19 protein-coding genes, 1 tRNA gene and 5 pseudogenes are annotated in these 21,460 nt (G+C 68.2%); 4 read left to right on the top strand and 21 right to left on the bottom strand.

Features of this window, described 5'->3' with window-relative positions:
• Window positions 1-3 precede the first annotated feature (3 nt).
• The 18 genes and pseudogenes from AV541_RS09300 to AV541_RS09215 all read right to left on the bottom strand — a co-directional run bounded on the left by AV541_RS09300 (window position 4) and on the right by AV541_RS09215 (window position 18,089).
• A complete protein-coding gene (locus tag AV541_RS09300; RefSeq protein ID WP_060384751.1) occupies window positions 4-1,782 on the bottom strand; it encodes an arginine--tRNA ligase in 1,779 nt (592 codons plus the stop codon).
• Entirely contained in the window at window positions 1,782-3,077 is a 1,296-nt protein-coding gene (locus AV541_RS09295) for an NADH-quinone oxidoreductase subunit N (RefSeq protein WP_060384750.1), read from the bottom strand. The genes AV541_RS09300 and AV541_RS09295 overlap by 1 nt, the downstream gene beginning before the upstream one ends.
• Window positions 3,074-4,481 (bottom strand): annotated as a pseudogene (locus AV541_RS09290) (complex I subunit 4 family protein). Before AV541_RS09290 ends, AV541_RS09295 begins: the two are co-directional and overlap by 4 nt.
• Window positions 4,475-6,294, bottom strand: a pseudogene (gene nuoL, locus AV541_RS09285) (NADH-quinone oxidoreductase subunit L). The pseudogenes AV541_RS09290 and nuoL overlap by 7 nt, the downstream one beginning before the upstream one ends.
• Before the next feature lie 2 nt (window positions 6,295-6,296).
• Window positions 6,297-6,584 carry an NADH-quinone oxidoreductase subunit NuoK gene (nuoK, locus tag AV541_RS09280; RefSeq protein ID WP_014630206.1) on the bottom strand — a complete coding sequence of 96 codons (288 nt, stop codon included), beginning with the start codon at window positions 6,582-6,584 and terminating at the stop codon, window positions 6,297-6,299.
• Complete coding sequence (locus AV541_RS09275) at window positions 6,581-7,111, bottom strand: NADH-quinone oxidoreductase subunit J family protein (protein ID WP_060384749.1); 531 nt, start codon at window positions 7,109-7,111, stop codon at window positions 6,581-6,583. Before AV541_RS09275 ends, nuoK begins: the two co-directional genes overlap by 4 nt.
• Complete coding sequence (gene nuoI, locus AV541_RS09270) at window positions 7,108-7,656, bottom strand: NADH-quinone oxidoreductase subunit NuoI (protein WP_008631054.1); 549 nt, start codon at window positions 7,654-7,656, stop codon at window positions 7,108-7,110. The genes AV541_RS09275 and nuoI overlap by 4 nt, the downstream gene beginning before the upstream one ends.
• Window positions 7,653-8,750 (bottom strand): NADH-quinone oxidoreductase subunit NuoH, encoded by a 1,098-nt coding sequence (nuoH, locus tag AV541_RS09265; protein WP_060384748.1) that lies wholly within the window; start codon window positions 8,748-8,750, stop codon window positions 7,653-7,655. Before nuoH ends, nuoI begins: the two co-directional genes overlap by 4 nt.
• Window positions 8,747-11,096: pseudogene (nuoG, locus tag AV541_RS09260) on the bottom strand (NADH-quinone oxidoreductase subunit NuoG). The gene nuoH and the pseudogene nuoG overlap by 4 nt, the downstream one beginning before the upstream one ends.
• Window position 11,097: 1 nt before the next feature.
• The gene (nuoF, locus tag AV541_RS09255) at window positions 11,098-12,414 is read right to left on the bottom strand and encodes an NADH-quinone oxidoreductase subunit NuoF (protein ID WP_060384747.1); all 1,317 of its coding nucleotides are present in this window, start codon (window positions 12,412-12,414) and stop codon (window positions 11,098-11,100) included.
• Window positions 12,411-12,956: an NADH-quinone oxidoreductase subunit NuoE gene (gene nuoE / locus AV541_RS09250; RefSeq protein WP_060384746.1), complete on the bottom strand. Its 546-nt coding sequence runs from the start codon at window positions 12,954-12,956 to the stop codon at window positions 12,411-12,413. Before nuoE ends, nuoF begins: the two co-directional genes overlap by 4 nt.
• 8 nt (window positions 12,957-12,964) lie before the next feature.
• A pseudogene (gene nuoD, locus AV541_RS09245) lies at window positions 12,965-14,192 on the bottom strand (NADH dehydrogenase (quinone) subunit D).
• A complete protein-coding gene (locus tag AV541_RS09240) occupies window positions 14,189-14,812 on the bottom strand; it encodes an NADH-quinone oxidoreductase subunit C (protein ID WP_008631066.1) in 624 nt (207 codons plus the stop codon). The pseudogene nuoD and the gene AV541_RS09240 overlap by 4 nt, the downstream one beginning before the upstream one ends.
• 3 nt (window positions 14,813-14,815) lie before the next feature.
• Complete coding sequence (locus tag AV541_RS09235) at window positions 14,816-15,361, bottom strand: NuoB/complex I 20 kDa subunit family protein (protein ID WP_011174271.1); 546 nt, start codon at window positions 15,359-15,361, stop codon at window positions 14,816-14,818.
• Entirely contained in the window at window positions 15,352-15,711 is a 360-nt protein-coding gene (locus tag AV541_RS09230; RefSeq protein ID WP_008631070.1) for an NADH-quinone oxidoreductase subunit A, read from the bottom strand. The genes AV541_RS09235 and AV541_RS09230 overlap by 10 nt, the downstream gene beginning before the upstream one ends.
• 194 nt (window positions 15,712-15,905) lie before the next feature.
• Window positions 15,906-16,721 carry a 16S rRNA (adenine(1518)-N(6)/adenine(1519)-N(6))-dimethyltransferase RsmA gene (gene rsmA, locus AV541_RS09225; protein WP_060384745.1) on the bottom strand — a complete coding sequence of 272 codons (816 nt, stop codon included), beginning with the start codon at window positions 16,719-16,721 and terminating at the stop codon, window positions 15,906-15,908.
• Window positions 16,714-17,457: a metallophosphoesterase gene (locus AV541_RS09220; protein WP_060384744.1), complete on the bottom strand. Its 744-nt coding sequence runs from the start codon at window positions 17,455-17,457 to the stop codon at window positions 16,714-16,716. The genes rsmA and AV541_RS09220 overlap by 8 nt, the downstream gene beginning before the upstream one ends.
• On the bottom strand, window positions 17,454-18,089 hold the full coding sequence (locus tag AV541_RS09215) for a Rad52/Rad22 family DNA repair protein (protein ID WP_060384743.1): 636 nt from the start codon (window positions 18,087-18,089) through the stop codon (window positions 17,454-17,456). Before AV541_RS09215 ends, AV541_RS09220 begins: the two co-directional genes overlap by 4 nt.
• A gap of 63 nt (window positions 18,090-18,152) precedes the next feature.
• Here AV541_RS09215 and AV541_RS09210 point away from each other — a divergent pair, with 63 nt between their 5' ends.
• On the top strand, window positions 18,153-18,491 hold the full coding sequence (locus AV541_RS09210; RefSeq protein WP_011174276.1) for a hypothetical protein: 339 nt from the start codon (window positions 18,153-18,155) through the stop codon (window positions 18,489-18,491).
• Between the two features lie 37 nt (window positions 18,492-18,528).
• Window positions 18,529-18,604 (top strand) — tRNA-Ala (locus tag AV541_RS09205).
• Window positions 18,605-18,645: 41 nt separating this feature from the next.
• Here the strand turns inward: AV541_RS09205 and AV541_RS09200 are convergent.
• The gene (locus AV541_RS09200; protein WP_060384742.1) at window positions 18,646-18,825 is read right to left on the bottom strand and encodes a hypothetical protein; all 180 of its coding nucleotides are present in this window, start codon (window positions 18,823-18,825) and stop codon (window positions 18,646-18,648) included.
• A 116-nt stretch (window positions 18,826-18,941) separates the two neighbouring features.
• Between AV541_RS09200 and AV541_RS09195 the strand changes: the two genes are divergently transcribed.
• The gene (locus AV541_RS09195; protein WP_008631082.1) at window positions 18,942-19,193 is read left to right on the top strand and encodes a hypothetical protein; all 252 of its coding nucleotides are present in this window, start codon (window positions 18,942-18,944) and stop codon (window positions 19,191-19,193) included.
• 2 nt (window positions 19,194-19,195) lie between these two features.
• Entirely contained in the window at window positions 19,196-19,915 is a 720-nt protein-coding gene (gene cas6, locus AV541_RS09190) for a CRISPR-associated endoribonuclease Cas6 (protein ID WP_060384741.1), read from the top strand.
• A gap of 71 nt (window positions 19,916-19,986) precedes the next feature.
• On the opposite strand, the gene AV541_RS09185 is transcribed toward cas6, so the two are convergent.
• On the bottom strand, window positions 19,987-20,781 hold the full coding sequence (locus AV541_RS09185; RefSeq protein WP_060384740.1) for an inositol monophosphatase family protein: 795 nt from the start codon (window positions 20,779-20,781) through the stop codon (window positions 19,987-19,989).
• A pseudogene (locus AV541_RS11465) lies at window positions 20,778-21,388 on the bottom strand (phosphoribosylanthranilate isomerase). The gene AV541_RS09185 and the pseudogene AV541_RS11465 overlap by 4 nt, the downstream one beginning before the upstream one ends.
• Window positions 21,389-21,460: the final 72 nt, after the last annotated feature.

The following is a 21,460-nucleotide window of genomic DNA, read 5'->3' as shown; positions in this document are numbered from 1 at the left end:
GGCCTACATTACCTCAGGCGCGGGGATGCCGAGGAGGTCCAGGCCCGTGGCCAGGGTCCTTTGCAGGCTCTGGACGAGGCTTAGGCGGAGCTCCCTCAGCCCCTCAGGGGCGGTGAGGACGGGGGTGGCGGGCTGGCCGTTTTCCCGGGCGTTGTAGTAGGCGTTCCAGCTCGCCGCGAGGTCCAGGAGGTACTGGGCGAGGACGTGGGGGGTCTTCTCCTCGGCCGCGTCCAGCACCGCCTCCTCAAAGTCCAGCAGGTCCAGGGCCAGGGCCCGCTCGTAAGGGGTCGCCTGGGAGAGGTCCGGCGCTCCCCACTCCCCCGCCTTGCGCAGGATGCTGTGGGCCCGGGCGTGGGCGTACTGGACGTAGGGGCCGGTGTCTCCCTCAAAGGAAAGGGCCTCCTGGTAGCGGAAGTCGATCTGCTTCTTGGGCTCGGTCTTGACCATACTGAAGCGGATCGCCCCCAGGGCCACCATCCGCGCCGCTTCCTCCTTGTCGGGGTGGTCGGGGTTCTTCTCCTCCACGATGGCCCGGGCCCGCCGGGTGGCCTCTTCCAGCACCTCGTCCACGCTCACGGCAAGCCCCTTCCGCCCCGACATCTGCCGCCCCTCCAGGAGGACGGTTTCGTAGGCCAGGTGGTGGGCCTTCTCGGCGAGGTTTGGGTAGCCCGCGAGGGCCAAGGCGGCGCGCACCAGGGCCTGGGGATGGCTTTGGCGCACGTCAATGACGTTGATGGTCTCCTCTGCCTTGGGGGTGTAGGCTTCCCCTTCGGGGGCGCTCGTCCGGAGGCCGGGATAGTAGGGGTTCTCGTAGGGGCGGAAGCGGAGGCCTTCCAGGATGCCCATCTTCCAGAACTGGAAGGCGATGTCCTTGGCGTAGTAGGTGGCCGTGCCGTTGGAGCGCAGGAGGACGAAGAAGGGGTCCTCGAGGCCCGGGATCACGGGGCTCGCGTCCATGACCAGGGCCCCGGCGTACTTCCCCTCCCGGGGGCGGAAGACGTGGGGGCTTTGCTCCAGGAGGGCGAGGGCCTTCTGGAGGAGCCCCGCCCGGACGATGTCGGACTCCCAGACGAGGAGGTCGTAGCGGGCGTTCAGGGCGTGCATCGTGGCCATCTGGGCGAGGAGGATCCGGTTCACCTCCTCCCTGAGCTCCCCCCGCTCCAGGGCGTGGAGGACTTCCTCAATGGCGGGCTGGAGCCTCTCGTACTCGGGGTCCTGGTGCAGGCGGACGTAGGCCCGGCCGGCGAAGTGGTCGTACTTCTCCTTCCCGTCCCAGGTGAGGCCGTAGTGGCGGAGGGCGAAGAGGGTCTCCGCCGCCTGGCGGCCCGTGTCGTCAATGTAGTTGAGGACCAAAACCTCCCGGCCCGCGTAGGCCAGGATGCGGGCGATGGCGTCCCCCAGGGCGATGTTGCGCAGGTGGCCCACGTGGAGCTCCTTGTTGGGGTTCACCGAGGTGTGCTCCACCAGGACCACCCCGGGCCGCCTGGGGAAGGGGGCCTTGGGGCGGAGGGCCTCCCGGAGGAGGGCCTCGGTGCGGAGGCGGAAGTTCAGGTACCCCCCCACGGGGATGGCCTCCTCCACGAACTCGGGCAGGGGAAGCCGGTCCTTGAGCTCCTGGGCGATGGCCTGGGGCGGCTTCCGCAGCTCCTTGGCCAAGGCGAAAAGGGGGACGCCGTAGTCCCCCGGTTTGTCCTTGGGGGCCCGGGCCACCTTGAGGCGGACCGGAACCCCCATCTCCTTTAGGGCCTGGGCGATGGCCTCTTCCAGCGCGCGCCGCAGCATCAGGGGGTTATCTTAACCCCCGCGGCCAAGGCGGGGAGGACGAGGCCGGGGAGAAGCCCCAAGGCAAGGAGGAGGACCCCAGCGGCCAGGGCCGCGGCTCGGGCCCAGGGAGCGCCTGGGCGGAAGGGGGTTTCCTCAGCTCGCGCGAAGACGGCGAGCCCAAGCCCGAGGTAGTAGTAGGCGCTCACGGCGCTGGTGACGAGGGCCAGGACCAAGACCCCCCAGGCCCCGGCCCGGGCCGCCTCGGCGAAGGCCAGGTACTTGCCCCAAAAGCCCGCGAGGGGCGGCAGGCCCAGCAAGGAAAGCATGGCCACCAGGAAGGCGAGGCCCAGGAGGGGGTCTTTCCGGTAGAGGCCCCGGAGGGCCTCCAGGGGCACCCGGTCCGGGGAGATCTGGCTTAGGACGGCGAAGGCGAGGCCCGTGGCCAGGACGTAGGTGAGGAGGTAGAAGCCCAGGGCCTGGGCGTTTCCGGTGTAGAGGGCGAGGGCCATGTACCCGGCGTGGGCGATGGAGGAGTAGGCGAGAAGCCGCTTGGCCTCCTTCTGCGCCAGGGCCGCCAGGTTCCCCACCACCACGGAGAGGGCCACGAGGAGGGCGAGGGCCTCGGGGGGTGCGGCCACCCGGAGGAGGGCGGCGAAGGCCGCGGCCTTCACCGAGGTGGCCATGAAGAGGACCACGGGGGTGGGGCTTCCCTGGTAGACGTCGGGGGTCCAGAAGTGGAAGGGGGCGAGGGCCGCCTTGAAGCCCAGGCCCACCAGGAGGAGGCCTAAGGCGAGGGTGTAGAGGGGGCCTTCCCCGGGAGCGCCCAGGACGAGGCTCCCCGTGGCCCCGTAGAAGAGGGCCGCCCCGTAGAGGAAGAAGGCGGCGGCCAAGGCCCCCAGGAGGAAGTACTTGAGGGCGGCCTCGAGGCCCTCCCCCCGCCGCCAGGTGGCGAGGGCGTAGAGGGGGAGGGAGAGGGCCTCGAGGGCCACCAGCATCAGGACCAGGTTCTGGGTGGAGGCCAGAAGGTGCATGCCGGTGGCGGCGTAGAGGACCAGCAGGTGGAACTCAAAACGCCGCGTACGCACCAGCCCCACCGTCCAAAGGGCGCCCAGCAGGGCGAGGAGGGTGAAAACTTGGGAGATGTTGTCCGCCCGGTAGGGCCCGAAGGCGAAGGGCTTCCCCCAGGTGAGGAGGAGGCTTAGGAGGGCCAAGGCCAGGCCCAGGAGCGTGGCCCGTTTCACGCCCTGGGGCGGGAGGACGAAGCCGAGCAGGGTCAAGGCCACGGAGAAGACCGCGAGGATCGCCAAGGTCATGCGCCACCTCCAAGAAGCTTGGCGAAGGCCTCCGCCAGGGGGTAGAGCCCCCGGGCGAAGTAGCCGGGAAAGACCCCCATGAGGAGGAGGGCGAGGACGCTAAGCAGGGCGAAGCCCCACTCCGCCCCGCGAGGTCCTTCACCCCAGACCCCCCCTCCTCCCAGAAGGTCTTCTGGAAGGCGGTGAGGGCGTAGGCCGCGGAGGCGATGACGGAGAGGAAGGCCAAGGCGGCAAGCCAGGGGCTTGCCTTGTAGGCCCCGAGGAGGGTCAGAAACTCCCCAGGGAAGCCGGAAAGCCCGGGAAGGCCCACCATGGCGAGGAAGAGGATGAGGGCCAGGGCGGCGAGGCCCGGGGCGCTCTGCGCCAGGCCCCGGTAGCGCCCGATCTCCAGGGTGCCCGTCCGCTCGTAAAGCCTTCCCGCAAGGAGGAAGAGCCCCCCGGTGTAGACCCCGCTGGCCGCCAGAAGGTAAAGCCCCCCTAGGGCTCCTTCCGGCGTGCCCGAGAAGACCCCCAAGGCCGCTACCCCCATGTGGGAAAGCCCGGCGTAGGCGAGAAGCGTCTTAAAGTCCTTGGCGGCGAAGGCCACCCAGGCGCCGTAGAGGGCGGAGAGGGCGGCGAGGAAGAGGAGCATGCCCTGAACCTGGGCGAAGCCCTCGGGGGCCAAGGGGATGGCGAAGCGGAAGAAGGCGAAGACCCCCACCTTGTAGAGGGTGCCGAGGGCGTCGGCGAGGCCCGAAGGGTGGTTCTCCTGGTGGAAGGGGGGAAGCCAGGCGTGGAGGGGGAAGAGGGGCGTTTTGATGGCGAAGGCCAGGGCGAAGCCCAGGAAGACCCAGAAGGCGGCCTCTCCCTGGAGGGGGTGGGCCAGGAGGTCCTCCAGGAGGAAGGTGGGGCTGCCCGAGAGCAGCTTGGCCCGAGGACGGCGGCGAGCATGGGCAAGGAGCCCGCCAGGGTGAAAAGGACGAAGGTGTAGAGGGCCCTAAGCCGCCCCTCACCCCCGTAGAAGTAGAGCATGAGGAGGGCAGGGATCAGGGTCGCCTCAAAGAAGACGTAGAAGACGAGGAGGTCCCGGGCGGCGAAGAGGCCGAGGAGAAGCCCTTCCATGAGGAGGGCAAGGCCCAGGAAGCGCCCCTCCACCCTCGCCACCAGGGCCCCCAAGAAGACGGTGAGGGCGATGGTGAGAAAGAAAAGCGCGGAAAGCCCGTCCAGACCGAAGGCCCAGTACACCCCTGCCCCGGGGAGGAGGGGGGCTTGGAAGGCGTGGGCCACCCCGCCCGGGTGGGTAAGGAAGAGGTAGAGGTTGAGGAGGAAGGAAAGCCCCGCTCCCAGGACCCCGAGGGCCCGGGGTAGGCCCAGGAGGAGCAGGGCCCCGAAGAACATCGGTAGAAGGACCGCCAGGACTACCACCGCATCACCCCCAGAAGCACCAGCGCGCCCAGCACGAAGAGGAGGGCGTAAACCCTAAGGTAGCCGGTCTGCAAGCGGGCGAGGCCCTGCCCCAGGTTCCGCACCGCCCCGCCCAGGCCAAAGTAGCCGCTTAAGAGGCCCCGGTCCCCGTAGAAGAGGGCCTCCGCCAGGGCCTTCAAGGGGTTTACGATGAGGGCGTTGTAGGCCCGGTCCACGTAGAAGGCCTCCCGGCTCGCCGCTTCAAAGGCCAGATACCAGGCGGGAAAGGCCTTGCGCTGAAAGAAGACATAGCCCGCCCAGAGCCCCAGAAGGGCCACCGCCGCCGAGAGGGCGATGAGGCCCCACTCCACCCCCAGGGAGAGGTGGTGGGCCTCTACCTCCGCCAGGGCCGGCTTCAGGAAGGGTTCCAGGAGGTTGGGCAGGGGGTGGGGCAGGGCCAGGTAGCCTGCCAGCACCGAGCCCAGGGCCAGGAGGTGGTTGGGCCAGAGCATGACCGGAGGGGCCTCGTGGGGGTGGTGGTGGCCCCTTTCCTCCCCCAGGAAGACCAGGACGAACCAGCGCATGGCGTACATGGCGGTGAGGACCGCCACGAGAAGCGCCCCCACGTAGAAGCCCACCCCCCGAAGGGGTAGGTGAGGGTGGCGGTGAGGATGGCGTCCTTGGACCAGAAGCCGGAGAGGAGGGGCAGGCCCCCTAAGGCCAGGGCCCCGATCAGGCCGTGCCACCGGGTGGCGGGGAGGTGCTTCCAAAGCCCGCCCATCTTGCGCACGTCTTGCTCGCCCCCTAGGGCGTGGATGACGCTTCCCGAGGCCAGGAAGAGGAGGGCCTTGAAGAAGGCGTGGGTGAAGACGTGGAAGAGGGCCACCCAGTACGCCCCCACCCCCGCCGCCAGGAACATGTACCCGAGCTGGCTGATGGTGGAGTAGGCGACGATTTTCTTGATATCCGTCTGGCCGAAGGCGGAAAGGGCCCCGTAGGCCGCCGTGAGGAGGCCGATGACGGCGATGGTGTAGGAGACGTCGGGCAAGGCGCTATAGAGGAAGGAGCTCCGGGCGATGAGGTAGACCCCGGCGGTCACCATGGTGGCCGCGTGGATCAGGGCGGAGACCGGGGTGGGGCCGGCCATGGCATCGGGGAGCCAGACCATGAGGGGGATCTGGGCGCTTTTGCCCACGGCCCCGAGGAAGAGGAGGAGGCCCGCCAGGGCGAGGAGGCTGGGGTTCCGCAGGGGGCCCTCCATCGCTTCCTTAAGCTCGCTGATGGAGAGCGTTCCAAAGAGGGCCCAGAGGATGGCCATGCCCAGCATGAAGCCCAGGTCGCCGATGCGGTTCACGATGAAGGCCTTGCGGGCGCTGTCGGCGTACTGGGCGTTTTTGTACCAGAAGCCGATGAGGAGGAAGCTGGCCAGGCCCACCCCCTCCCAGCCGATGAACATCACCGGGTAGCTGTCGGCCAGGACCAGGGTGAGCATCATGGCGATGAAGAAGTTGAAGTAGGCGAAGAAGCGGCTAAAGCCCGGGTCCCCGTGCATGTAGCCGATGGCGTAGACGTGAATGAGGAAGCCCACCCCGGTGACGATGAGGAGCATGAAGCCGGAGAGGTTGTCCAGAAGGAGGCTGAAGGGTATGCCGGGAAGCCACTCCGCTTCAAAGCGGGCCCCGCCCGAGAGGAGTAGCCCCGTCCCCAGGAGGAAGGAGGCGAGGACGAGCCCCGAGGCGATGACCCCGGGGAGGGGTTCTTGCATCCTTCTGCCGAAAAGGCCCAAAAGGGCAAAGCCCAGAAGGGGAAGGAGGATGGTGGATAAGAGCGCCATAGCTACCCCCTAAGCTCGGAAAGGTCGTCCACCGCGGTGCTTTCCCGGTGGCGGAAGATGGCCACGATGAGCCCTAAGCCCACCGCCACCTCGGCGGCGGCGATGGCGATGACCATGAGGGCGGCCACCTGACCGTCAAGCCCGTAGGCCCGGGCGAAGCCCACCAGGGAGAGGTTGGCGGCGTTCAGCATGAGCTCAATGGAGAGAAAGACCAGGATGGCGGTTCTGCGGGTGAGGACCCCGTAGACCCCGAGGGCGAAGAGAAAGGCGGAGGTGAGGAGGTAGCTCACCGCACCACCTCCTCCCGCTTCTCCGCTTCCTGGGTCCTCGAGGCCTTCCCGGGCTCCACCAGGGCCACGGCCACCACTGTGGCGGCCATGAGGAGGAAGCCCACCGCGAGGAGGACGAAGAGCCAGTCGCCGTAGAGCAGGGGCCCCAGGGCCTGGGGAAGCCCGCCCTTCAGGTCCTGGGTGAAGGCGAGCCTGAGCCCCCAAAGCCCCGAGAGGAGTACCCCCGCCACCCCTAAAGCGAGAAGGGCGGCGAGGGGCTTGGAGCGCACCAGGGGGTCAAAGCCCACCTCCCCTTGGGCGGCGAAGAGGAGCATGATGACGAAGAGGAAGAGGACTACGATGGCCCCGGCATACACGATGATCTGGATGAAGCCCAGGAACCTGGCGTCCAGGGCCACGTAAAGCCCGGCTAGGATCAGGAAGTTGAGGATCAGGGCCAGGGCGGCGTGGATAGCGTTCCTTAGGGTCACCACCAGGACCCCGGTTCCCAGGAGGAAGAGGAGGGCCAAGGCTTCCAAGGGGCTCACTTCTTTCCTCCTTCCGTGGGGGCGCGGAAGCCCTCCAGCTCGGGCCGTACGTAGGGCACCACGTAGCCCACCTTCACCGGCTTGCCGGTCATCTTGGCCTCCCGGCGCTGGGGCTTGGTGCCCATCACGTCCACCAGCATGTCCTCCTTGCCGTAGATGAGGTCGGAGTACTGGTAGTCCGCCATCTCAAAGTCGTAGCCCAGCACGATGGCCCCCGTGGGGCAGGCCTCCTCGCAGAGGCCGCAGAAGATGCACCGGAGCATGTTGATCTCGTAGACCTTGGCGTACCGCTCCCCCGCGGAGACCGGGTTTTCCGGGTCGTTCTCCGCCGGCTCCACGTAGATGGCGTAGGCGGGGCAGGCGGCGGCGCAGAGGGAGCATCCGATGCACTTCTCTAGCCCGTTCGGGTGCCGGGTGAGGACGTGCCGCCCGTGGAAGCGGGGCTTCAGGGCCACGGGGGCGTCGGGGTAGGGGACGGTCACCGGCTTGGAGAAGAGGTACTTCAGGGTGATGCCGAGGCTTTGGGCGAGGGCCTTCAGGGTCATGCGCCACCTCCTTTGCGGGCGGGCTTGGGGGTGTAGAGGACCGCTCCCAGGAGGGCGAGGAAGCTTAGGGCGGAGAGGTAGAGGAGGTAGGTCCTGGGGAGGTCCAGGGCCACCACGAGGGCGGTGACGAGGAACCAGAGGAGGGCCACCGGGAAGAGGAAGCCCCAGCCGAAGCGGAGGAGCTGGTCGTAGCGCAGGCGGAACCAGGTGGCCCGGATCCAGATGAAGAGGAAGAGGAAGAAGGCGATCTTGAGGAACATCCAGAGGTAGGGCACCTCGAGGACGGGCATAGTCCAGCCGCCCAGGAAGAGGGTGGGGATGAGGGCGCTGGCGGTGATGAAGTGGATGTACTCCGCCATCTGGAAGAGGGCCCACTTGATGGAGCTGTACTCCGTGTGGTACCCGCCCACGAGTTCCTGCTCCGCCTCGGGGAGGTCAAAGGGGGTGCGGGCGGCCTCGGCCATGCTGGCGATGAGGTAGACCAGGAAGGCGGGGAAGGCGTAGAGGAAGAGCCAGCCGTTTTCCTTCTGCCAGTTCACGATGTCGTTCAGGTTGAGGCTGCCCACGAGGAGCACGGGGGCGAGGAGGGCGAGGCCCAGGCCGAGCTCGTAGGAGATGAGGCTCGCCGAGGAGCGGAGGGAGCCCAAGAGGCTGTACTTGCTCCCCGAGGCCCACCCGGAGAGGAAGATCCCGTACACGGCGAGCTCGCTCACGGCGAAGAGGTAGAGGATCCCCAGGTCCAGGTTGATCACCCAGGGCTGGTAGCCGAAGAAGCTTCCCGGCGGGCCAAAGGGGATGAGCCCGAAGGCGAGGAGGGCGAAGACCACGGAGATGAGGGGGGCGAGGACGAAGAGGAACCGGTCCGCCTGGGCCACCACGATGTCTTCCTTGAAGATGCTCTTGATGGCGTCGGCGAGGGGCTGGAGGAGGCCAAAAGGCCCCACCCGGTTCGGCCCCATGCGCACCTGGAAGCGGGCGAGGAGCCTCCTTTCAATGAGGGTCATGAAGGCGAAGGCGGTGAGGAGGCCCACCACCACCAAGAGGGCCTTTAGGGCCACCATCCAGTAGGGGTCTACGGGGTAGGACCAGTTCACGCTTCACCTCCCGCGGGCACCAGGACGCGCCCCTCCACCCGAAAGCCCGCTGCGGGCCCCAGGGCCGAGAGGTAAAGGTGGCCTTTGGGCACGTCCTCCCGGTGGATCACCCGGGCCTCCACCCGGCCGAAGGGGGTCTCCACGGCCACCTGGGCCCCCTCGGGCAGGGCCTCGAGGCGGGCCGTCTCCGGATGGGCCCAAAGCTCCGCCCGGGCCGCCTCTTGGACCTTGCCCACCGCCTGGTGGGCTTTCCACATGGTGGGCCGGAGGTAGAAGGCGCCCGCCCGCTCCTTGGGCCGGAGCTCCTTGAGGCGGAAGGCGAAGCGGCCCATGGCCTCCGGGACCTTCCTGGCCTTCAGGGCCTTCTGCGCCTCGAGGTGGAGCCGGAAGGGGGCCTCACCCCCAGGGCCTCGGCCAGGAGGGCGAGGACCTGGAGGGCGCCCTCTGCCTCCCCGTTCTCTATGGGGGCGGGGCTTAGGGGGAGGACCCGTCCCTCCAGGTTCACGAGGTGCCCCCGCTTCTCGTAGAAGGTGGGGGCGGGGAGGACCACGTGGGCGTAGCGCTCCGCCAGGGGGTGGAGGTGGCTTAGGTGCATCACCACGAAGCGCTTGCCCTTAAGGGCCTCTTCCGGGGGCACGAAGCCGTAGTAGGCGTAGAGGGCCCCGGGCTCGTCCCAGGAGGCCCCCTTCGCCCCGGGGAGGACCCCCATGGCCTCGAGGCCCCGGGCGTTCGCCGCCGGGGTCATGGCGAGGACCTTGGCCCCCTTGCGCTCGGCGAGGAGGCGGGCCCTTTCCGCGGCCACGGTGTCCTGGAGGACACCGGCCCCGAGGATGAGCACCGGGTTCTTCGCCTTCTCCCAGGCCTCCCTCGCCCGGGCCACCGTTTCGCTTCCCTCCTTGTCCCCGAGGAGGGCGAGGAGGATCTCCCGCTCCTCTCCCGGCTTGTGGACCTCGTGGATGGCGGCCCACTTCATGAGGGGGGCGCGGTACGGGGCGAAGAGGGCCATCTTGTCCGTGCGGCGGGGCATCCTTTCCTTGATCTGCAGGTCGGCGAAGGGGGTGCCGTGGTTGTAGCGGTGGGGAGGCTTGAGGTCGCGCACGAACTCGGAGAGGCGGAGGTGGAGGATGGGGGCTTCCTCCGTGGGGTCGCCGAGGATGAGGGCGAAGTCCGCCTGGAGGAGGTCCTCCAGGCTGGCGGCGGGGAAGAGGCTCGCCGGGGCGGCGGTGCGGCCCTGGAAGTCCAGGTGGGGGGTCTTCAGGGCCTTGGCGAGCTCGGAGGCCAAGAGGCCCTCCTCGAGGGTGGCGTCGTGGGCGAGGTAAAGCCCCACCTCCTCGCCCCTCGCCTCCTTCAGGCCCTCCTTGAGGGCGAGGAAGGCCTCCTCCCAGGTGGCCTCCACGAGCCTTCCCTCTTTCCGCACCAGGGGGGTCTTGAGGCGGTTTTGGTCCGCCCACTCGTGGCCGAAGCGGCCCGCGTCACAGATCCAGATCTCGTTGACCTCGGGCACCTCCCGGGCCCGGATCCTGAGGAGTTCGCCGCTGCGGGTGTCCGCGGTGATCCCGCACCCCACGGGGCAGAGGGCGCAGGTGGTGGGGGTTTCCTCCATCTCCCAGTTGCGGGCGCGGAAGCGGGCGGTGAGGTCCAGAAGGGCCCCCACGGGGCAGATGTCCGTGATGTTCCCGGAGAAGCCCGAGGGGAGGCCGAAGTCCATGGTGCCGATGAAGGTGTGCACTCCCCGCTCAATGAAGTCCAGGACCTCGTCCCCGGGGACCTCCTCAAAGTAGCGCACGCACCGCTTGCAGTGGATGCACCGCTCCCGGTCCAGGATGACGAAGGGGGAGAGGGGGTGGTGCTTGTCCACGTGGCGGCGGGTGAACTCAAAGCGGGTGTAGACGGGAAGCTCCAGGGGGCCCTTCTGGTAGTACTTCTCGTAAAGCCCGTACTCCACGGTGCGGTCCTGGAGCTCGCAGGCCCCGCCCTTGTCGCAGGTGGGGCAGTCCAGGGGATGGTTGAGGAGGGTGAACTCCACCATCCCCGCCTGGGCCTCCCGCACCACGTCCGAGAGGGTGTCCACCACCATCCCGTCCGCCACCGCCGTCACGCAGCTTGCGGCGAGCTTGGGCTGCCACTGGATCTCGGGCTCGCCCTTCTCGTTGAGGAGGGGCTTTCCATCGGGGCCCTTCTTGGGAAGGCCGATCCGCACCAGACACATGCGGCAGGCCCCGATGGGGAGAGGTGCTTTTCCGAGCAGAAGAGAGGCACGTCGTACCCCGCGTGGAAGACGGCGTCCATGACGCTCGTCCCCGGGGGCACCTCCACGATGCGGTCGTTCACCTTGACCCGGACCATCTCACCTCCAGAGGGAAGGCCTGGGCACGGGGCGCTTCTCCCGCGCCAGGGCCAGGTACTGGTCCTTGAAGTGCCTTAGCGAGCCCTTCACCGGCCACACCGCCGCGTCCGCCAAGGGGCAGAAGCTCCGCCCCTCAATGAGGGGGAGGAGGGCTTCCAGGTTCTCCACGTCCTTCTCCTCCCCTTGGCCGGTGCCGATCTTGGCGAAGAGGTTCACCATGAACCCCGCCACGCCCTCGCGGCAGGGGGTGCACTTGCCGCAGGACTCGTGGGCGTAGAAGCGGGTGAGGTTCCACATGGCGTCCACCATGCTCACCCGCTCCGGGATGAGGATGACCCCGCCCGTGCCCAGCATGGAGCCCTTGGCCTGGAGGTGCTCGTAGCTCATGGGGGTGTCCAGGACCTCCTCGGTGAAGGGCAAAGGCGGGGTGGAGGACCCCCCGGGGATGAGGGCCTGGATGGGCTCCAGAGGCCCTCCCGCCCACTCGTAGATGAGTTCCCGCAAGGTGGTGCCCATGGGGAGCTCGTACACCCCGGGGCGCTTCACGGGCCCGGAGATCTGGTAGAGCTTCATCCCCTTGGACTGCTCCGTGCCCATCTGGGCGAACCAGTCCGCCCCCCGCTCCAGGATGGGCACCACGGAGGCCAGGGTCTCCACGTTGTTGATGGTGGTGGGCTTGCCCCAAAGGCCCGACTGGGCGGGGAAGGGGGGCTTGAGCCGGGGGTTGGCCCTGAGGCCCTCTAAGGAGTTCATGAGGGCGGTTTCCTCCCCGCAGATGTAGGCCCCGGCCCCCCGGTGGACGTGGAGGTCAAAGGAGAAGTCCGTGCCGAAGAGGTTCTTCCCCAGGTAGCCCCGGGCCCGGGCCTCCTTGATGGCTTGTTCTAGCCGGTCCGCCGCCCTGCGGTACTCCCCGCGGACGTAGATGTAGCCCACCGTGGCCCGGATGGCGTACCCGGCGAGGATCATCCCCTCAATGAGGAGGTGGGGGACGTCCTCCAGGATGTAGCGGTCCTTGAAGCTCCCGGGCTCGGACTCGTCGGCGTTGCAGATGAGGTAGTGCTGCTTCCCGTCGTCCTTGGGCATGAAGCTCCACTTAAGCCCCGTGGGGAAGCCCGCCCCGCCTCGGCCCCTAAGCCCGGAGCGCTTCACCTCCTCTATGACCTCGTCCGGGGTCTTCTCCTTGAGCACCCGCTTCGCCGTCTCGTACCCCCCGTGCCGGAGGTAGTAGTCCAGGGTCCAGGACCCCTCCTTCCCCACGTGGGCGTAGAGGGTCCGCTCAAACCGGGGGTCCTTTCCGGATACGATGGGCCCGGTCATACCTCCACCTCGTGCACGTGGTGCCCGCACTTGCCGGGAAGCTCAATCTCCTCAAGCCGCTTCCCCGCCCTAAGGCCTGCGAGAAGGGCCTTAAGCCTCGCCCGGGTCACGCACTCCACGTAGGGCTCGTCGTTCACCTGGATCACGGGGGCGGTGTGGCAGCTTCCCAGGCACTCCACCTTTTGCACGCTGAAAAGCCCGTCCGGGGTCACCTCTCCCGGGCCGATGCCCAGCTCCTCTGTGAGGTAGTCCCAAAGCTCCTCGGCCCCGGCGAGCTTGCAGGAGAGGGTGGCGCAGACCTGGAGGTGGTACTTCCCCGTGGGCACGAACTGGTAGTAGGAGTAGAAGCTCGCCACCCCCATGACCTCCGTGGGGGTGGTGCCCACCAGGCGGGCGATCTCCTCTATCCGCTCGGGCCGGATCCAACCTTCCTCCTGCTGCACCCGCCGAAGAAGGGGCATGATGGCGGCGCGGCGCCCTTCCGGCGGGTACTTGGCGAAGGTTTCCTCCAAAAAGTCCTGCTTGTCGTCAAAAAACCCCATCTTCCCTCCTATCGGTCCACGTCCCCCATCACGGGGTCGAGGCTTGCGATGATGGCCACCATGTCCGGCACCTGCTCCCCCTTGCAGGCGTAGGGGAGGCTTTGCAGGTTGACGAAGCTGGGGGCCCGCACCTTGACCCGGTAGGGCATGGAGCCGCCGTCGGAGACGATGTAGTAGCCGAGCTCCCCGCGGGCCGACTCCGTGGGCACGTAGACCTCCCCCTTGGGGGGTGGAAGCCCTCGGTGTAGTGTTTGAAGTGGTAGATGACCGCCTCCATGGAGGTCTCCAGGAGGGGTCTTGGGGCGGGGTGATCTGGGGGTTGGGGTCGCGAACGGGGCCCGGCTCCAGCCGCTCCAGGGCCTGCTTGATGATCTTCACGGACTCCCGCATCTCCCGGATGCGGATGATCATCCGGTCAAACACGTCCCCGTGCTCCCCCAAGGGTACGTCAAACTGGTAGGTCTCGTACCCCGAGTAGGGGTAGGCCTTGCGCACGTCGTAGTTCACCCCGCTCGCCCTTAAGGACCCTCCGGTGAGGCCGAGGTCAATGGCCACCTCGGGCGGGATCACCCCCACGCCCCGGGCCCTCTCGTAGAAGATGGGGCTTTCGGCGAAGAGGGCCTCGTACTCGTCAATGCGGTGGGGCATGACCTCCAGGAACTTCTTGAGCTCGGGGACGAACTCCTCGGGAAGGTCTTCCTTGACCCCGCCGATGCGGATGTAGTTGTGGTGGAAGCGCTGGCCCGTGACCCACTCAAAGAGGTCCAGGATGGTCTCGCGCTCGCGGAAGGCGTAGAAGAAGGGGGTGAGGGCCCCGAGGTCCAAAAGCCCCGTCCCCAGGAAGACCAGGTGGCTTGCCAGGCGGGAAAGCTCGTTGAGGATGACCCTTATGGTTTCCGCCCGGGGCGGCACCACGGCCCCCACGAGCTTCTCCACCGCCAGGGCGTAAGCCAGGTCGTGGGCGAAGGAGTGCAGGTAGTCCATCCGGGGCGTGTAGGTGATGTTCTGGAGGTAGGTGCGGTGCTCCATGGTCTTCTCAAAGCCCGTGTGAAGGTAGCCGATGTGGGGCACCACCTCCAGGACCTCCTCCCCGGAGAGGGTCACCATGAGGCGGAGCACCCCGTGGGTGGAGGGGTGCTGGGGGCCCACGTTCAGGGTCATCACCTCGGTACGGAGCTCCTTGGCCTCCTCCGGGGGGGCGTCTAGGGGGATCTCCTCCAGGAACTCTTCCCTCATCCTTTAACCTCCCGGGCCTTCTTCAGGTCGGCCCAAAGGGACCTGTAGCCCTTGCGGCTCCCGCCCTTGTAGAGGGTGAGGCCGGGGTCTTTGCCGGTGAGGGCGGCGCGGAACTCTGCCGGGATGATGTACCGCCCCTCGCGGAAGAGGGTGGGGGTCTCCCCCAAGGGGTAGTCCTTGCGCAGGGGGTGGCCCTCGAGGTCCTCCGGGGTGAGGATCTTGCGGAGGTCGGGGTGGCCTTCAAAGACGATGCCGAAGAGGTCGTAGACCTCTCTTTCCAGGAAATTGGCGCTCCCCCAGAGGTCGGTGACCGTGGGGAGCCTGGGGTCCTCTTCGGGCACGTAGACCCGCACGAAGAAGCGGCTTCCGTCCCCGTCCTTCCAGCCCGGGAGGGAGACGAGCTCGTAGACCACGGCGAAGCGCTCGGGGCGGGGGTCCGGGTAGGTCAGGTAGTCCAAGCCCACGATGTCGGCCAGGAAGTTGAACCCCATGGCCTTGTAGTGGGCCATCTCCTCCTTGAAGCGTTCCTTGGGCAGGACCACCCAGAGGTTGCCGAGGCCGTTGTCCTCTATGGGGTAGCCCTTGGCCCGGGCCTCTTCCAGGACGCGCTCAAGCCGCATGCCTCACCCCCTCGTCCGCTTCCAGGCCGCCACCGGGGGAAGCCTCTCTCCCCGCTCGTTGTAGGCCTGGCCCCGCACCTTCTTCTGCAGCTGCATCACCGCGTAGATCAGGGCCTCGGGCCTGGGGGGGCAGCCGGGGACGTAGACGTCCACGGGCACCACCGAGTCCACGTTCTGCACGATGGCGTAGTTGTTGAACATCCCGCCCGAGCTCGCGCAGGCCCCCATGGAGATCACCCACTTGGGGTCGGGCATCTGCTCCCAGACCCGGCGCATCACCGGGGCCATTTTCTTGGAAAGCCTCCCGGCCACGATCATCACGTCCGCCTGGCGGGGGCTTGCGCGGAAGACCTCGCTGCCGAAGCGGGCCAGGTCGTTGCGGGCGTCCGTGGAGGCCATCATCTCAATGGCGCAGCAGGCGAGGCCGAAGGTGGCGGGCCACAGGGAGTTGCTCCGCCCCCAGGCCACGAGCTTCTCCAGGGTGGTGAAGAGGATCCCCTCCCGTTCCAGCTCCTGGACGTCCCGCTCAAAAAGGTCCTTCAGTGCCACCGCATCACCCCCTTCCACCACTCGTAGAGGAAGCCCACGAAGAGGAGGAGGGTGAAGGCGAGGACCCCGAGGAAGCCATAGAGGCCAAGCCCGCCCGCGCTCACGGCGTAGGGCCAGAGGAAGGCCACCTCCACGTCAAAGAGGATGAAGAGCATGGCCACCACGTAGAAGTGGACGGGAAAGCGCTTCACCTCCCCCGCGGGGTCGTTCCCCGACTCGTAGGGCATGAGCTTGGCCCTGCCCGGTTTCTTGGGGCCCAGAATAGCCCCCACCCCCAGGGCCGCCACCCCGATGAAGAGGGCCACCCCAAGGTAGATGAGGACGTTCACGTACTCTGTGATCGGCGCCAAGGTCCCCTCCTTTCGTGCATCTCTTCACGAGGCGGGGACCCAGTGGAGCCAAAGGACCCCGCCTCCTTTCCCGCCCATCTTACCACCCTACCCCCGAGACAAAAGGGGCGGGCTACACCGACCCGGGGGCTAATCGGTGTAAGTGCGCTGCTTATCGTGAGGTTTAAGCCTACACTGCGGTGTAGGATTCCCGCCTAGGGCTGGGGGGAGAGGAGAGCCTTCAGGCGGCGGAAGGCCTCCAGGCCAAGCTCCTCTGCCCGCACCTGCTCGGGGAGGCCCAGGGCCTTAAGGGCGGCCTCCACCGCTTCCCTGGGGTAGCCTGCTCCCATCAGGGCGTTTTTCAGCGTCTTCCGCCTCTGGCCGAAGGCCGCCTCTAGGAGGCGGAAGAGCCCGGGGTCGTCGGGTACCCCCTTGGGGGTCAGGCGCACCAGGCTGCTCCACACCTTGGGCGGGGGAAAGAAGGCCCCCGGGGGGAGGTCAAAGAGCCTCTCCGCCACGGCGTGGTGGGCTACCCGGAGGGTGAGGACCCCGTAGGCCGGGGTCTTGGGCCTCGCGGTCATGCGCTCGGCCACCTCCTTCTGCACGAGGAAGACGAGGCGGGCGAAGCGCCCGGTCTTGAGGAGGCGGGTGACCAGGGGGGTGGCGATGTTGTAGGGGAGGTTGGCCACGAGGAGGCTCCCCTGGGGCACCTCCTCCCAGGAGTAGAGGAGGGCGTCCTGGAAGACGAGGCGCACCGGGAGGCCGAAAAGGGTCTCCTCCAGGACGGGCCTCAGGCGCAGGTCCTTCTCTATGGCCGTCACCTCGGCCCCGGCCTCGAGGAGGGCCCGGGTGAGGGCCCCAAGCCCAGGCCCCACCTCAAAGACGGGCCCGGTGAAGGGCCGGGCCGCCTCCACGATGCGCCGGAGGTGGGCTTCGGAGACCAGGAAGTTCTGGCCGAAGCGCTTGTCGGCGAAGAGCCCGTGCCGCTCAAGGAGGGCGCGGACGCTTTGGGGCGAGGTGAGCTTATCCATGGAGGCGCCGCACCTCGGGCCTCGGGGGGTCGGCCTCGAGGTCTAAGGCCAAGTACTCCCCCAGGTCCAGGGCGTCAATGAGGGCGAAGCGGTCCTTGAGGAGGATGCCGTCCGGCATAGGGGTGTGCCCGTAGACCCCGTAGCGGTAGCCCATCCGTTCCACGTACTCGGGGGTGAGGAACCACCAGGTCTTGGCCTCGTTCTGGGCGTAAAAGAGGTCGTCGTACTCCTGGAGCCAGGGCACGGGGCCCACGTGGGCGAAGTGGACGCCCTTTAGAACGAGCTCCTTGGGGAAGGAGGCCATCCAGGACCGCAAGGCCTCGGGGAGGGCCTTCCCCCCGTGCTCCGGGTGGAACTCCAGGTGCTTAAGGTGCCGGTTGCCCAGGATGGGGCTTCCCTCCAGGAGGGCGGCCTCGTGGTTGCCAAGGAGGATGGTGACGTGGTCCCCCGCCTCCTCCTGGAAGGCCTTCAGGCGGAAGAGTTCCCGGATCTGCGCCCCCGCCGCCAGGCGGAGGTGGAAGGGGTCTTCGGGGTCGTAGGCCTCGAGGCCCGTGAGCCGCGCGTAGTCCCCCGGGGTCTTGGGGTGGACCAGGTCCCCCAGGAGGACGAGGCGCACCCGCCCCGAGCGCAGGGCCTCCGTGGGGCGGAAGCCTTCGTCGGCGAGCCCCTCCCGGCGCAGGATCCGCCAGAGGAGGGGGAAGTTGGCGTGGAGGTCCCCGAGGGCGATGACCCTCATCCCTTCAGAAGGTTGCGAAGCTCCCCGTAGAGCTTGCGCGTTTCCTCCGGGGTCTTGCCGTAGCCCCCGTACTTGTTCACGATCTGGGCTGCCTCCTTGCCCAGCCCCTTCTCTTTGAGCCTTTCCAGGAGCTGGTCAATGAGGCGGTGGGCCTCCGGCTTCTCCTCGCCCTCGGCCTCCGGCTCCGTCTCGGGGAGCTTGGGCGGAGTGAAGCGGCCCTTCTCGGGGTCGTAGTCCACCCACTGCTTCTCCAAGCGGTAGAGGTACCGCCCCACCCCGAACTTCACCGCCGCCCGTTTGAGGGCGTCGGAGAAGGCGGCCTTGAGGGAGTCCCCCTCCCCCACGTCCTCCTTGGTGACCCCGAGGACGGTGAGGCGGCACTTGACCTCGCAAAGGCGCTCCCGCCTCTCGCCCCTTTCGTCTTTCACCAGGCGCTCCGCGTCGGAGAGGACCTCGTAGGCGTCGTGCCAGCCTTCCGGACCCACCACCTTGTCCAGGCGGTCCAACACGGTGCGGGCGTCCACGTAGGGGACCACCAAGGCCCGCTTCTTGTCCCGGGAGAGGGCTTCCACGCGCCACTGCACCTCCCCCGGGGGAAAGGGTTCGGCCAGTTTCCGCCAGACTTCGTCCATACGTTTTAGTTTACTTTAGATTTCTCTCACCCCAAAGCCCCGGGGGAAAGCAAAGATGGGGGCATGAAGCGGTGGCTGGCGTTCCTTCCCTTCCTGGCCCTGGCCTGGGCTTTGGAGCTCAGGGTTACCGCCTCCTTGGTGGTGGACCTCTTCCCCCAGGCGGTGGTGGTGGAGCGGGTTACCGAGCCCCAGGGGATCGTGGTGGTTTACCAGGCTTCCCAGGCGGAGGCCGTTTTCCGCTACCACGACCTGGACCTCCGCCGCCGGGGCTGGGTGCGGGTGAAGTACGAGGTCAAGAAGGGCGAGTGGAAGGCGGAGTACCGCAAGGGTAAGGCCAAGGCCAAGCTCTCCGTGAAGGACAAGAAGGGCCGGGTGGAGGTGCGGCTCAAGGAGGGGGACTAGACAAGGCCCAAGCCCCTCGGTACCATATAGGGCGCGCGGGGCCGTGGCGCAGTTGGGAGCGCGCCTGAATCGCACTCAGGAGGTCAGGGGTTCGAATCCCCTCGGCTCCACCAGAAAAGCCTCCCGCCCTGGGGCGGGAGGCTCGGCTTTTCGCTCAGTAGCCCGTGGAAGAGTGGGGATTCAAGAGGGGAGCCAGGCTCTGCGGCGTGAGGGGGACCTGTTGGGGCCCCACGTGGTTGAGCGGTAAGGGTGTGGTGTCAATCGTGGCCACCGCCGAGAGGACCTTGGAGTTGCTGGAGTCGTAGTAGAGGGGGTAGTCGTTCGGCCCGGGCACCCATACCGAAGAGCAGGCGACGGTGACGTTCCGTGGACCTAGCGGCTGAGGGGCTGCACCGGATTGACCCCCTAAGGGGATTGCGGCCCCCGGGGGCCTTTGGCTAGCCTTTCCCCATGGGAAAGCGCCTCTCTGCCGTGGCGTATGACTTCCCGGACCACGTCCTACAGGTGAGGCCGACCCACCTCCTGAAAGGCTACGGGGAGGGGGTCCGGCGCTTTGGGTTTGCGGGCCCTCTGGGGGACCTCCGCCGGAGGGCCGGGCGGCTTCTGGACCTGGGCCCGAACGCCCCGTCCATCGGCCTGGACCCGGACCGGCCCTCCTGCCCGGCCCAAGCCCGGCACGGGCTCCTTTCCCTGGGGTTTTAGCCGTGGTCCTCGCCGCCTTGGTCTTGGTCCTCGAGGGGGAAGGCCTCCCCGAGCCCTTGGGCCTCAGGGGCTTCTTCTACGGCCTCCTTCGGGAGGTGGCCCCGGAGGTGCACGACCAGGGGGAAAACCCCTTCGCCCTGGGCTTCGGGGGGCGGGAGGGGGCGGCTTGGGCCCGGGTGAGCCTCCTCCGGGAGGAGCTCTACGCCCGCCTCGCCCCCCGCCTCTACGCCCTAGAGGGGGAGGAGGTGCGGCTTGGGCCCCCTTTCCGGGTGCGGGCCGTGCTCCAGGAGGGGCACCCCTGGGCGGGGGTTTCCACCTATCCCCGCCTCTTTCAGGGGCCTCCTTCCCGGGACCTCGCCCTGCGCTTCGCCAGCCCCACCTTCTTCCGCAGAAAAGGGGTCCACTACCCGGTCCCCGAGCCGAGGTTGGTGCTGGAGAGCCTCCTCCGGCGCCTCGAGGCCTTTGGCCCCCTGAAGGCCCCGGAAGGGGTGAGGGAGGCCCTTTTGGAGAGGACCACGGTGCGGAGCCTGGAGGGGCGGACCCTCCCCGCCCGCACGGAGGTGGACACCGCGGGCTTCGTGGGGCGGGTGGTCTACCACCTGCCCCGGGCCACGGAGGAGGAGGCCCTTTGGCTTTCCGCCCTGGGCCGCTTCGCCTTCTATAGCGGCGTGGGGGCCAAGACCTCCTTGGGCTACGGCCGCGCCCGGGCGGAAAGTGCCTAATCCCCCTTGGGCTTGCTTCGCCCTGCCGGACCGAGGGGAGGTCCTAGGCACCCCGCCTAAGGCGCGGGCCCTCAGTCCAGGCCCAGGAGGGTCCGGCGCAGGGCCTCGTGGACCCGCCCGTTGGTGGCGAGGATGTAGCGGCTGCCCAGGCGGTAGGGGTTCCCCTCGAGGTCCGTCACCCTTCCTCCCGCCTCCTCCACGAGGAGCCATCCCGCCGCCACGTCCCAGGGGTTCAGCTTTACTTCCCAGAAGCCCTCAAGCCGCCCCGCGGCCACGTAGGCCAGGTCCAGGGCCGCCGCCCCGGGCCTGCGGACGAGCAGGCCCTTGCGCAGGGCCCGTTCAAAGTAGGTGAGGTTTTCCGGGTCCTTGGCCACGTCGTAGGGGAAGCCCGTGGCGAGGAGGCTCCCCACGAGGCTCTCCCGCCCCGTGACCCGGATGGGGCGGCCGTTGAGGTAGGCCCCTTCCCCCCTCAGGGCGTAGAAGACCTCCCCCCGGGCGGTGTCCATCACCACGCCCATCTGGATGGCGCCCTCGGCCTCGAGGGCGATGGATACGGCGAAGAAGGGAAAGCCATGGGCGTAGTTCACCGTCCCGTCCAGCGGGTCCACGATGAAGCGGAGGGCCTTCCCGCCCTCGCTCCCCCCTTCCTCCCCTAAAAACCCCGCCTCGGGGAAGCGGGAAAGGAGGAGGCCCTTCACCGCCTCCTCCGCCTCCCGGTCCGCCTGGGTCACCAGGTCGGTGGGGCCGGACTTGGTCCCCTCGGTGAAGCCCCTTTCCAGGTAGTAGAGGTGGATGCCCCGGGCGAGGCTCGCCGCCTCCAGGGCCGCCTCCAGGTACGGGTAGTAGGGGTGGCGCCTTCCGATCACCCTTCCATCCTAAGGGAGGCGAGGCGGGCGAAGAGGGCCCGCAGCTTCTCCGCGCTCTTCACCCCGGGGGCCTCCTCCACCCCGCTCGCCAGGTCCAGGGCGTAGGGCCTGAGGGCGAGGACCTCCTCCAGGTTCTCCGGGGCAATCCCCCCCGCCAGGATGACCCGCCTTCCCGTGGCGAGGAGGGGCTTGGCCCAGGCCCGGGGGTAGGCCTCCCCGCTCCCCGGGCGCTTCCCGTCTAGGAGGAGGGCCTGGGCGGGGTAGTCCGCCCACTCGGGCCGCGCGGGGCCCTCGAGGGGGAAGGCCTTGATCACGGGGTAGAAGCGCCCCACGGCCTCCGCCCACTCGGGGGCTCCTCCCCGTGGAGCTGGGCCACCTGGAGCCGGGCCTCCTCCATAAGGCGGAGCACCTCCTCGGGCGGCTGGTCGCGGAAGACCCCTACCCGCACCACGAACGGGCCCAGGGCCTGGGAGATAGCCCGGGCGGCTTCCGGGGCGATCCTGCGGCGGGAGCCCGGTGCGAAGACGAAGCCCAAGGCGAAGGCCCCCAGGGCCTCGGCGAGGAGGGCGTCCTGAAGGCGGGTGATGCCGCAGATCTTGACCCGCACAGGGCCAGTATAAGGGGCCGGGCCTTTGGACCCGGCCCGAGCGCTTTTTGCGTCGCCACCCTGGGGGCATTC

Source organism: Thermus parvatiensis, from assembly GCF_001535545.1.
GTDB lineage: Bacteria > Deinococcota > Deinococci > Deinococcales > Thermaceae > Thermus > Thermus parvatiensis.
This window is presented reverse-complemented; position numbering and strand designations above follow the sequence as displayed.